The organism is Trinickia terrae, assembly GCF_005144415.1.
Classification (GTDB): Bacteria; Pseudomonadota; Gammaproteobacteria; order Burkholderiales; family Burkholderiaceae; genus Trinickia_A; species Trinickia_A terrae.
In genome coordinates, this window is record NZ_SWJE01000008.1 from 368918 (window position 1) to 380529 (window position 11612).

The 11612-nt window shown below is 66.8% G+C and carries 10 protein-coding genes; 5 read left to right on the top strand and 5 right to left on the bottom strand.

Annotation, left to right across the window (positions count from 1 at the left end; genetic code table 11):
* The first annotated feature begins 9 nt into the window (after window positions 1-9).
* Both FAZ69_RS16745 and FAZ69_RS16750 read left to right on the top strand, forming a co-directional pair.
* Window positions 10-1539 carry an amidase gene (locus tag FAZ69_RS16745; protein WP_136896175.1) on the top strand — a complete coding sequence of 510 codons (1530 nt, stop codon included), beginning with the start codon at window positions 10-12 and terminating at the stop codon, window positions 1537-1539.
* 15 nt (window positions 1540-1554) lie between these two features.
* Window positions 1555-2787, top strand: coding sequence for an NAD(P)/FAD-dependent oxidoreductase (locus tag FAZ69_RS16750; RefSeq protein ID WP_136896344.1), 1233 nt, complete (start codon window positions 1555-1557; stop codon window positions 2785-2787).
* 12 nt (window positions 2788-2799) lie between these two features.
* Here FAZ69_RS16750 and FAZ69_RS16755 read toward each other — a convergent pair whose 3' ends face one another.
* Genes FAZ69_RS16755 through FAZ69_RS16765 form a run of 3 tightly spaced genes read right to left on the bottom strand, consistent with a single transcriptional unit; the run spans window position 2800 to window position 5718 of the window.
* A complete protein-coding gene (locus FAZ69_RS16755; RefSeq protein WP_136896176.1) occupies window positions 2800-3765 on the bottom strand; it encodes an L-carnitine dehydrogenase in 966 nt (321 codons plus the stop codon).
* A gap of 45 nt (window positions 3766-3810) precedes the next feature.
* Window positions 3811-4740, bottom strand: a complete 930-nt coding sequence (cdhC, locus tag FAZ69_RS16760) for a 3-dehydrocarnitine:acetyl-CoA trimethylamine transferase CdhC (protein ID WP_136896177.1) — start codon at window positions 4738-4740, stop codon at window positions 3811-3813.
* Between the two features lie 24 nt (window positions 4741-4764).
* A complete protein-coding gene (locus FAZ69_RS16765) occupies window positions 4765-5718 on the bottom strand; it encodes a choline ABC transporter substrate-binding protein (protein ID WP_136896178.1) in 954 nt (317 codons plus the stop codon).
* Window positions 5719-6128: 410 nt separating this feature from the next.
* Between FAZ69_RS16765 and FAZ69_RS16770 the strand changes: the two genes are divergently transcribed.
* Together FAZ69_RS16770 and FAZ69_RS16775 are read left to right on the top strand one after the other, a co-directional pair.
* Window positions 6129-7685 (top strand): methyl-accepting chemotaxis protein, encoded by a 1557-nt coding sequence (locus tag FAZ69_RS16770; RefSeq protein WP_136896345.1) that lies wholly within the window; start codon window positions 6129-6131, stop codon window positions 7683-7685.
* A 195-nt stretch (window positions 7686-7880) separates the two neighbouring features.
* Entirely contained in the window at window positions 7881-8846 is a 966-nt protein-coding gene (locus FAZ69_RS16775) for a GlxA family transcriptional regulator (RefSeq protein ID WP_136896346.1), read from the top strand.
* Window positions 8847-8849: 3 nt separating this feature from the next.
* Here FAZ69_RS16775 and FAZ69_RS16780 read toward each other — a convergent pair whose 3' ends face one another.
* The gene (locus FAZ69_RS16780; protein ID WP_136896179.1) at window positions 8850-9992 is read right to left on the bottom strand and encodes a porin; all 1143 of its coding nucleotides are present in this window, start codon (window positions 9990-9992) and stop codon (window positions 8850-8852) included.
* 292 nt (window positions 9993-10284) lie between these two features.
* On the opposite strand from FAZ69_RS16780, the gene FAZ69_RS34465 reads away from it, so the two are divergent.
* Window positions 10285-10560 (top strand): NAD(P)H-dependent oxidoreductase, encoded by a 276-nt coding sequence (locus tag FAZ69_RS34465; protein ID WP_369407753.1) that lies wholly within the window; start codon window positions 10285-10287, stop codon window positions 10558-10560.
* Window positions 10561-10653: 93 nt separating this feature from the next.
* Here the strand turns inward: FAZ69_RS34465 and FAZ69_RS16790 are convergent, their stop codons facing one another.
* A complete protein-coding gene (locus FAZ69_RS16790) occupies window positions 10654-11574 on the bottom strand; it encodes a LysR family transcriptional regulator (RefSeq protein WP_136896180.1) in 921 nt (306 codons plus the stop codon).
* Between the last annotated feature and the right edge of the window lie 38 nt (window positions 11575-11612).

An 11612-nucleotide genomic window follows, 5' to 3' on the forward strand; every position in this document is an offset into this window, starting at 1 on the left:
ACCTCATTTATGTCTTCCCATAACGCCGAGCTGGTCGAACGCTCCGCCGTCGAGTTGCGCAGGATGATCGGAGCCAAGGAGATCTCGCCGGTCGAGCTGCTCGACGCCTGCATCGAGCGGATCGAGGCCGTCAATCCGGCGGTGAACGCCGTTACCGCGACCTGCTACCGCCAAGCGCGCGAGGCCGCGAAGGCCGCCGAGCGCGAGGTGCTCGCGGGCGAGCCGCTGGGCCTCCTGCATGGCCTGCCGCTCGGCGTGAAGGATCTCGAAGACACGGCCGGGCTGCTCACGACCTACGGCTCGCCGCTCTCGCGCGGCAATGTGCCCACGAGCGATGCGCTGCTCGTCGAGCGTCTGCGCGCGGCCGGCGCGGTGCTCGTCGCGAAGACCAACGTGCCGGAGCTCGGCGCGGGCGCGAACACGCGCAACCCGGTGTGGGGCGCGACCGGCAATCCATTCGATCCGGCGCTGAACGCGGGCGGTTCGTCGGGCGGCTCGGCCGCGGCGCTCGCGTGCGACATGCTGCCGGTCTGCACCGGCTCGGACACCGGCGGCTCGCTGCGCATCCCGGCATCGAAGTGTGGCGTGGTGGGGATGCGGCCGTCGCCGGGGCTCGTGCCGAACTCGCGGCGCCTGCTCGGCTGGACGCCGCTCTCGGTCGTCGGCCCGATGGGCCGCACGGTCGCCGAGACGGCGCTGCAGCTGGCCGCGACGGCTGGCCTGTCGAACACCGAGCCGTTGAGCTACACGGCCGATCCGCTCGGCTTCCTGTCGCTGCCGGCGCGCGATCTGGCGTCGCTCTCCGTCGGCTATACCGAGGACTTCGGCTGCTGCGACGTGGATGACAGCATCCGCGCGCTGTTCCGTTCGCGCATCGCCGCGATCGCGCCGATGGTCGAGCGCTGCGAAGCGGTGACGTTCGATTTCGGCGAGGCGCACCGCGCGTTCGACGTGATTCGCGCCGAGAGCTTCGTCGCCGGCCTGCACGACATCTACACGCGCGATCCCGATGCGCTCGGCCCGAACACGCGCGCGAACTACGAGATGGGCGCGCGCATGTCGCTCGCCGATTGCGCGTGGGCGCATGCCGAGCAGACGCGCATCTTCCATCGCTTTCAAGCGGCGTTCGAGCACTACGACGTAATCCTCTCGCCGACCACGCCGGTCTCGCCGTTTCCGTGGCAGGAGCTGTACGCGGCGCAGATCAACGGACGCACGCAGGAGAACTACTATCGCTGGCTCGCGCTGACCTATGTCATCACGCTCACGACGCATCCCGCGCTGTCGCTGCCGTGCGGCGTCGATCATGCGGGGATGCCGTTCGGCTTGCAGATCGTCGGGCCGTTTCGTGGCGACCTCGCGACGCTCGCGGTCGCCCAGGCGTTCGAAGCGGCGTTCGCGCGCGTGCCGGAATTGCGCCGGCCGCGTCCCGATCTGTCGAAGCTGCGCGAGCCCAATCCGTCGTTGAAATCGATCGTCACGGCGCCGCCGGTTTTCGATGCCGCGGGCGAAGGCAAGTCCGGTCCTTCGATGGTCTGAACCCGCAACATGACAATGAAATTCGACACCGTCGTGCTCGGCGGCGGCATCGTGGGCGTTTCGATCGCGGCGCATCTGCAGCGGCGCGGCCAGGCGGTCGCGCTCGTCGATCGCAGGCCGGTGGGCTACGAGACGTCGTTCGGCAACGCGGGCCTGATCCAGTGCGAAGGCGTCTACCCATACGCGTTTCCGCGCTCGCTCGGCAAGCTGCTCCACTACGCGCGCAACCGCGCGACCGACGTGCGCTATCACCCGAGCGCGATGCTCGCGCTCGCGCCGTTCCTCTATCGCTATTGGTGGAACTCCGAGCCTTCGCGTCACGCGGCGATCGCGCGGTCGTACGCGACGCTGATCGCGCATTGCGTGAGCGAGCACCGCGAGCTGGCCGGGGCCGCGGGCGCCACTGCGCTATTACGGCGGGGCGGCTGGATGAAGATCTTCCACAGCGCCGCGAAGCAGGACGAGGAAACGCGCAACGCGGAGCGCTGGAACCGCGAGTTCGGCGTGGCGTACGAATCGCTCGACGCCGCCGCGCTGCGGCGCGCGGAACCGAGCCTCAACACGTCGCTGACCGGCGCGTTGCGCTACACGGCGTCCGAATCGGTCAGCGATCCGAACGCGCTCGTGACGGCCTACGCGCGCTATTTCGAGCAACTGGGCGGACGCGTCCTGATCGGCGATGCCGCCACGCTCGAGCCGCAGTGGAAAGTGCAGACGGAGAGCGGTCCGGTCGAAGCGCGATCGGCCGTGGTGGCGATGGGGCCGTGGTCCGGCGACATGAGCGCGAAGCTCGGCTACCGTCTGCCGCTCGCGGCCAAGCGCGGCTATCACATGCACTACGCGGCGCAGGACGGCGCGCGCCTGAATCATCCGCTGCTCGATGTCGAGAAGGGCTTCCTGATCGCGCCGATGGCGCGCGGCATCCGGCTCACGACCGGCGTCGAGTTCGCGCGCGTCGATGCGCCGAAGACGCCGGTCCAGCTCGGCGCGGTCGAGCCGATTGCGCGCGAGCTGTTCCCGCTCGGGCCTCGTCTCGACGACGAGCCGTGGATGGGCCGTCGCCCTTGCACGCCCGACATGCTGCCGATCATCGGACCGGCGCGGCGTCACGAAGGCCTCTGGTTCGCGTTCGGCCACGCGCATCACGGCCTGACGCTCGGCCCGGTAACGGGCCGCCTGATCGCGGAGATGATGACGGGCGAGGAGACCTTCGTCGACCCGGCGCCGTTCAGGGTCGAGCGGTTCTAGGGGGCTGCCAAGTCAGTCCTCGAAGCGCAGACCGTGGCGTGCCTTCGCGCCGTCGATTGCCGCCAGCACACTCGTGATGCAGTCGTCGCGATAGCGTTCGAGCGACTTGATACTACGAGAGCCAACCTGCTCGGCGGTGCCCGCGACGACGCGCTCGATCAACTCGCCGGTCAGCGCAGGCGCGACGAGCTTCGTCCACGGCAGCGCGAGCGCGGGCCCGAATTGCTGCATGAAGTGGCGCATCCCTTCCTCGCCGCCCGCGAGCGTATAGGTGAGGAACGTTCCCATGAACGACCAGCGCAGGCCCGCGCCGAAGCGAATCGCGTCGTCGATCTCGCCGGTCGTCGCGACGCCGTCGTTGACCAGATGCAGCGCCTCGCGCCACAGCGCTTCAAGCAGCCGGTCCGCGATGAAGCCCGGCACTTCCTTGCGAACGCGCAGCGGCCGCATCCCGAGCGAGCGGTAGATTGCGATCGCCGCATCGACACTCTCGGGCGCGGTGCGCTCGCCGCCGAGCACCTCGACGAGCGGCAGCAAATACACCGGGTTGAACGGGTGCCCGACGACGCAGCGCTCCGGATGCAGCGCGCGCGTGTAGAAGTCGGTCGGCAGCAGGCCGGACGTGGACGAACCGATGATCGCATCGGGTTTCGCGGCGCGGCTGATTTGCTCGTGCAGTGCGAGCTTCAGTTCCTCGCGCTCGGGCGCGCTTTCCTGAATGAAGTCAGCGTCCGCGACGCAGGCCTCGATCGTGTCGACGAAGCGCAGGCGCGCCGGCGAGGCGCCGGGTTTCAGCCCGACTCGTTCGAGCGCGGGCCATGCATTCGCGACGTTCTCGCGTAACTTCTTTTCCGCGCCGGGCGCCGGGTCCCACGCGAGCACGTCGAGCCCGTTCGCCAGTGCGCGCGCGACCCAGCCGCTGCCGATCACGCCCGCGCCTAGTGCCGCAAATGTCTTGATATCGACGATGACTGCCATTGTTTCAACGTCCTGTTCGAAGTTTGTTTGGGTGGGCAATGCGGCTCATGCGAACTGCGCGAGCGTGCGGCGCTCGAGCAGGCGCTCGCCGCGCGCCGGCAGCCCGAGCTTGCTGCGTCCCTCGGCGGGCGTCAGCGCGCGGCCGCCAAGCCGCTCGATGATCTCGACCGCGCGCTGCACGAGCGAGCCATTGGTTGCGGGCACACCTTTGTCGAGCCGGAGGTTGTCTTCGAGCCCGACGCGCACGTGGCCGCCAAGCAGCATCGCCTGCGCGAGCATCGGCATCTGCATCCGGCCGACCCCGAAGCCCGCCCAATGCGCGCCGGGCGGCAGGTTGTCGACCATCGCCTTCATCGTCGTCGTGTCGGCGGGCGCGCCCCACGGAATCCCGAGGCACAGCTGGAAGAGCGGCGGCGCATCGAGCAGTTCCTCCTTCAGCAATTGCTTCGCGAACCACAGGTGCCCCGTATCGAAGATCTCGAGCTCGGGCTTCACGCCGAGCGCCTGGATCCGCTTCGCCCCGGCGCGCAGCTGCTCGGGCGTCGATACATAAATGGCGTTGGCATCGCCGAAGTTCAGCGTCCCGCAATCGAGCGTGCAAATCTCGGGCAGCAATTCCTCGACATGGACAAGCCGCGTGAGCCCGCCGACGAGGTCCGTGTTCGCGCCGAAGCGCATCGGATCCTCGCCCGGCCCGATCTCGAGGTCGCCGCCCATTCCGGCGGTCAGGTTGATGATGACGTCGACGTCAGCCGAGCGGATCCGGTCGACCACTTCGCGATACAAGCTCGGGTCGCGGCTGCCGCGGCCGGTCTTCGGGTCGCGCACGTGGCAATGCGCGACGGTCGCGCCGGCCTTCGCCGCCTCGATCGCGGCCGCCGCGATCTCTTTCGGCGTCACCGGAATCGCCGGGTGCTTGCCGACGGTGTCGCCGGCGCCTGTCACTGCACAGGTCACGATGACTTCGTGGTTCATTCGCATTGTCCTTGCGTTGAAAAATCAGAGGCCCAGATACGCCTTCACGGCAGGCAGGCCGTCCTTGCCGTCATAGGTCTTCACGCCGGCGAGCCACGCGTCGAGCACCTGCGGGTTCTTCTTCAGATAGTCCTTCGCGGCATCGGCGGGCTTCTGCTTGTTCATCACCTGCTGCATCACGACGTTCTCGAGCTGCGTCGTGAAGCGCAGGTTGCTCACGAGCTTCCCGGCGTTCGGGCAGCGTGCGAGCCAGCCCGGCGCGGTCGCCGTATAGACGCGCGCTTCGCCTTCATTCGGACCGAACACGCCGTCGCTGCCGCTCAGGTACTTCATGTCGATCTCGATGTTCATCGGATGCGGCTCCCAGCCGAAGAACACGACCCACTTCTTGTCGCGGATCGCGCGGTTGACCGTCACCAGCATCCCCGCCTCGCTCGATTCGATGAGCTTGAAGCCGCCGAGCCCGAACTGGTTCGTCGCGATCATCTTCTGGATCGCCGCGTTCGCGCTGCTGCCCGGCTCTATGCCGTAGATCTTGCCGTCGAGCTCGTCGCGATGCTTGGCGATATCGGCGAACGTCTTCAGGCCCGCGTCGTATGCGTAGCTCGGCACCGCGAATGTCGCCTTCGCGCCGGCCAGGTTCGGCGGCTGCAGCACCTCGATCGACTTCGCTTCGACGAACGGCGAGATCGCCTTCTCCTGCACCGGCCACCAGTAGCCGAGCGAGACGTCGATCTGCTTCGTCTTCAGTCCTGCGAACGAGATCGGTACCGAGACGACGGACGTCACGGGCTGGTAGCCGAGCGCCTCGAACACGGCCGATGCGAGCGCCGTCGTGGACGTGATATCGGTCCACCCGATGTCGGCGAAGCGGACCGTGCGGCAGGTGGCCGAGTCCTCCGCGGACGCGGGCGGCGCGAGCGCGGCGGCAGCGGCGAGTGCGGCGCAAGCGGAAATGGCTTTGATGCGTGACTTCATGACGCTCCCCTCTCGGACATGTTTGACCGTGTTGACAGCATGTTTGCGAAGCCGGCTGCGAAGCGCGGCCGACCGCCATCCGGAACGGCTTGACGTGGCAATAAAAGTAACGCCCCATATTCCGCTCAAATCGACCGGCGGCGACCCGTAGTTGCCCGCCAGCGACAACGAGAAAAATTAGCGTGGGGGATGCGCCGCATGCGCAGGTTGGCGCTGCGGCGCCGTCGCAATTCGCCAGAATCGCGTCGCGTGCCGGCAGATCCGCGCGGCGCGCGCTGCCGATATTGCATACGAATCCGCTCAGTTTTCGTTGCTTCCCGTTGCTTCCCGTTGCTTCCTTCACGCACCGCTTCCACCATCCGGAGGATACGAGCGTGCCGCGCGCGTCCGGCGCGGCACGCTTCACGACCATGCGCAACCCCATCACCATCCGCGGCGGTCTGATCGCGACGATCGCCGGCTACACGCTGCTGCTCATCATCGTCATAGCGGCCGGCATCGCGGGCCTGTCGGTCAGCAACCGCGCGCTCGAGGCGATGTATCTCGACGACACCGCCTCGCTCGCGCACCTGAAGACGAGCTCGGAGCGGCTGCTCGTGCTGCGCGGCGGCCTCGCCGAAGTCGCGCAGATTCTCAGCGCCGGCAAGCCGGCACAGGCCGAGATCGCGCGGCTGCACGAACTGCTTGCCGAAAGCGACCGCGAGCTCGACGCGTACCGCGGGCTGCACGCGCCCGACGCCGCGGAGAAGGCGCTTGCCGATGCGCTGCTGGCGCGCCGCGACAAGCTGGTTACGGACGTATTCCGCAAGGCGCTGACGCAGCTCGATCAGGATAGCGAAGTCGATTTCCTCACGACGCAGCGCGAGGCGCCTCCCGCGCTGTTCGCCGACTACCAGGGCGCGATCGGCGCGCTCGAGAACTTCCAGATCGAGCGGCAGCGCGCCCGCTTCGAAAGTGCCGACGCGCGCTTCCGGCTGATGCTGTGGACGTTCGGCGCCGCCGGCGCGCTCGCACTCTTGGTCGGCTTCGTCGCGCGGCGCGCGCTATCGCGCGCGATCGTCCAGCCGATCGGGATGGCCGTCGATCATTTCGGCCGGATCGCGAACGGCGACCTGACCGTTTCCGTCGCGATCGAGCGTGACAACGAAATGGGCTATCTGCTGAACGCGCTGAACGGCATGCAGGACGGTCTCGCGCGAACGGTCCGGCACGTTCGCGCGAGCACCGAGACGATCGTCGTCGATGCACGCGCGATCGCAGGCGGCAACCTCGACTTGTCGGCGCGCACCGAGCAGCAATCGGCGTCGCTGCAGGCGGCCGCCGCGAGCATCGAGCAGCTCGCCGCGACGGTCCGGCGCAACGCCGGCGACGCCCGCAGCGCGAGCGAGCTCGCGGCCGGCGCAGCGGGCATTGCGCTGCGCGGCGGCAACGCCGTGGACCGCGTCGTTGCGACGATGGACGCGATCTCGGCGAGTTCCGGCAAGATCGTTGGCATCGTCGGCGTGATCGAAGGCATCGCGTTCCAGACGAACATCCTCGCGCTAAACGCCGCGGTCGAAGCGGCTCGCGCCGGCGAAGAAGGGCGCGGCTTCGCGGTCGTCGCGAGCGAAGTCCGCGCGCTCGCGCAGCGCTCGGCGGCGGCCGCAAAGGAGATCAAGCAATTGATCGGCGATTCGGCGCTGAAGGTCGACGGCGGCAGCGAGCTCGTCGCCGAAGCGGGCGCGACGATGGCCGAGGTGGTCCACGCCGTCGAGCGCGTGAGCGCGATCATCGCCGGGATCCGCGACGCCTCGGGTGAGCAAACGGCCGGCATCGAGCAGGTGAGTCGCGTGGTCGCGCAAATGGATGAGACGATGCAGCGCAACGCCGCGCTCGTCGAAGAGGCGTCTGCGGCGGCCGTCTCGCTCCAAGAGCAGAGCCGGCAGTTGAACGACGCGGTGTCGCGGTTTCGCTTGAGCGAAGCGTGATCCGGGCCGCGCCGGGCGATCGGCACCGGTGCGGCACCAAGGGAAAACGAGCGATGCGATCGATATGATCCGCGCGCCGCGCCGTGCGACAATCGACTCCATCGCTCGTGCGGGCGCGGCTTGCTACGCGCGTTCGCTGCGCTGTTTCGCTTCTCCCGTTCCGTCTTTTTCGATCTCCTCAGCACCCGCCGCATGATGCCTGAAGACATTTCGTTCCTGCTGCTGCCCGGCTTTTCCGCGATCGGCTTCATGTCGGCCGTGGAGCCGCTGCGGGTCGCGAACCGCTTCCGCGACGGCCTGTACCAGTGGCATATCCTCAGCATCGACGGCGCGCCGGTCACCGCGAGCAATGGGATCTCGCTGAACGCGGAGGCGGCGTTCGGCGCGGTCGAGGTCGAGCGCGTGCGTACGCTGTTCGTCGTCGCGGGCTTCGAGCCGCTCGCCGGTTACACGCGCGCGCTTGGCGAGTGGCTCAAGCGCGCGAGCCGCGCGGGCGCCACGCTCGGCGGGATCGACACCGGCAGCTTCATTCTCGCCGAGGCGGGCCTCTTCAGCGGCGAGGATCGCCTGACGCTGCACTGGGAGGCGCTGTCCGCGTTTCGCGAACGCTACCCGGCGCTCGACGCGAGCCAGGAACTGTTCGAGATCGGCGAGCGCCGGATCACGTGCGCGGGCGGCACCGCGTCGATCGACATGATGCTCGACCTGATCGGCCGCAGCCATGGCGCGGCGCTTGCGTCTCGGATCTCGGAGCAATTCGTCGTCGGCCGGATTCGGCGGCGCTCGGACCATCAACGCATGGAGATCGCCGTGCGCTACGGCGTGCACAACCTTAAGCTCGTCCAGGTCATCGGGCTGATGGAAGAGAATATGGAAGACCCGCTGACTCCGGACGAGCTCGCGCAGGAGGTGGGGGTCACGCGCCGTCAGCTCGAACGGTTGTTCTGCTCTGCGCTCAAGGATACGCCGACGCATTTCTACCAGTGTTTGCGGCTCACTCGTGCGCGCGAACTGGTGCGGCAGACCGCCATGACGATCACGTCGATCTGCGTCGCGTGCGGTTTCGAATCGCCGTCGCATTTCTCGCGAACCTACCGCGCCCGGTTCGGCATGAGCCCCGGGCGTGACCGCCTCCCGCGCGCGGAAGGCGGTGGCCCTTGAGCGTCAGAACGAGTGGCGCATGCCGATCCGCAGATCGGCCTGGCTTGTCGTCGTCGATGGTGTGAAGCTGTAGCCGATCACCGCATCGACTCCGTTCGACGCCTTCAGGTAGTCGCCCGAGATATAGACGTCGGTCTGCTTTGACAACAGGTAATGCAGCCCGAGCGTCCCCTGGTTCCAGTGATGCCCTTCGAACGTCGTGTACTGGTATCCGCCGACCATGAATATCGCCGGTGTGGCTTGCCAGTACGCGCCGCCCTCGCCGACCTGCATGTGCGACGACGCGCCGGACGCCTTGATCGTGGTGTAGCTGTAGTTGCCATTCAGCGTGACCGCGCCGATCCTGTAGCTCGCGCCCACGCCGAGCGTGCCCTGCTTGTCGACCGTGAACGGTGAGTTCGCGTAGAGATCGGTGATTGCGCCGGTCTGCTGATTGACGCTGATCGTCGGTTTGCCGAGGAATGTGCTCGTGCCGAGCATCGCGTACGGATCGAATGCGTAGATGCCGAACGGATTGTTCAACTGCGTGTACGCGACGCCCATCGTGAACGAGCCGTTCGCGTAGTGCGCCCCAAGGCTGTAAGCGCTGTTCTGGTGGAAGTCGCCGGCCACGCCGCCAAACGAGTACAGGCCGCCGAACTTGAAGCCCGAGAATTCGTTCGACATGAACTTCACCGAGTTCGGCAGGCGGTCACCGTTGAAGCGGTCGAAATCGCCTTGGTGGATCGCGTAGCCGCTGCCCCAGGCGGAGATGTTGTAGATCGAGACCAGCTCGTTGGTCAGATCGAGCTGATTGCCGAACGAGAGCGTGCCCCACGCATTCTTCAGACCGACGTATGCCTGGCGTCCGAACTCCGCGCCGCCGAATCCAGTTTTCCCGTTTCCGAGGTGAAAGCCGTTCTCGAGCGCGAACACCGCCGACAGGCCGCCGCCGAGATCCTCGGTGCCCTTGAGGCCCCAGCGGTTGCCGTACGAGATGCCGTCGTCGAACTGGGTCACGTGTGCGCCGCAGCTGTTGCTGACATACGTGATGCCCGCATCGATGATCCCGTACAGCGTGACGCTGCTCTGCGCGCGGCTTGCCGCCGGCATGGCGGCGAGCGTTACGGCGAGCGCCCGCAGCGCCGCCGAGTGTTGCTTCTTCATCGTCGATCTCTCTTGCCTGTTGGATGGTATGAGGACGCCGGCCCCGGAAGTTCGAGTGGATGGGGGCCTGCGGAAACGACGCGCTCCGACCGCTGCCGCGTCACGCGCCCCGCGCGGCGCGCGGCGCGCGAGACGATGGACGCACAGTACAAATTCATTTTTCGCGGATATCGACCGTTGGCGACGCTAACTGGCCCGGGTGCGACTGGTTCAGGTGCGGACGGCCTCGGGCAACGTCATCCGCAGAGTGACCGACAGTCGCTGTCGCACACAACGCGTTAGCTTGGATGTGGTGTTGGAAGGATCGTCACGCCATCGCTGCCGACGTAAAGCGTGTTGTTGTAGTGGCGCAGGTACCGGGTCGGATACTGGGCTCATCAATTTCAGCATCGACTCGACCTTGAAAACTCGGATTGACCATATCGCACGTGCAGGGCTGACGTTTACGTACACCGAGAACGGCCCGGTGGGACCGACCTCTGGGAAGAAGGCGTGCATCGTGCTGGCTTTTGGCCTTCACCGCGTTCGGCCGCATGAAGTTGTTCTTGCCCGTGCAACAACGGGCTAAAGCACGTTTTCGTGCGCGGCGGAAAGGCGTGTTTCAGGCCGCCGCAACTCGGAGAGTGCCGGACCACGCGTTGATCGACTTGCTGCGTGCAAGTTATACGTAAGCTGATGCCTGCGTCGAAAAGTGTTCGGAGACCAGTTGCCGCAGCCACTGATTATCCGGTTCGCGATGTTTCTTCGCATGCCACAGCACGTTGATCACGATGTCGGGAATCTTCACCGGGCACGCTGACGTCTGCAATCCGAACGGCTCCAGCGTGCGGTCTGCATAGGCCTGCGGCACGACCGCGATCAGGTCGGTGTTCTGCACGATATGGGCGACCGCGCCGAAGTGCGGCACCCGCAGTCGCACGTCGCGCACGATGCCTGCCCGCTGGATCACCTCGTCGACGACACCGTGCCCGGTCCCCTCGGCCGCGATCGCGAGGTGCTGCGCGGCGCGGAACGCCTTCAGCGTGATGCCGTTTTCAGCGAGCGGATGGCCGTGCCGGTACAGGCATACATAGCGCTGCCGAAACAGGCGCCGCTGAAAGAAGCCGGTCTTCAGGTCCGGCACGAAGCCGATCGCGAGATCGATGCGGCCGTTTTCCATCTCTTCGCGCAGGTCGCTGCGGCTCGTCGAGATCGTGCCGATCGTCACGCGCGGCGCGGCCTCGGCAAGCCGCTGCATCAACTTCGGCAAGAAATGAATCTCGCCGATGTCGGTCATCGCGACCGTGAAGTGGCGCTGGCTCGCGGCCGGATCGAACGTCACGCGCTCGTTCAGCGAACTATGGATCGCGCCGAGCGCATAGCCGATCGGTTCGGCAAGCCGTTCCGCGAGCGGCGTCGGCGCCATTCCTTTCGCGGTGCGCAGGAACAGTTCGTCGTTGAGCAGGCGGCGCAGCCGGTTCAGCGCATTGCTGACCGCCGGCTGCGACACGTCGAGGCTTTCGGCGACGGCCGATACGCGCCGCAGCCGCAGCAGTTCGTTGAAGACGATCAGCAGGTTCAGGTCGATCTCGCGCAATTCCATCACTCTTCCCATATCACCAGAATTGATATTGGATATTC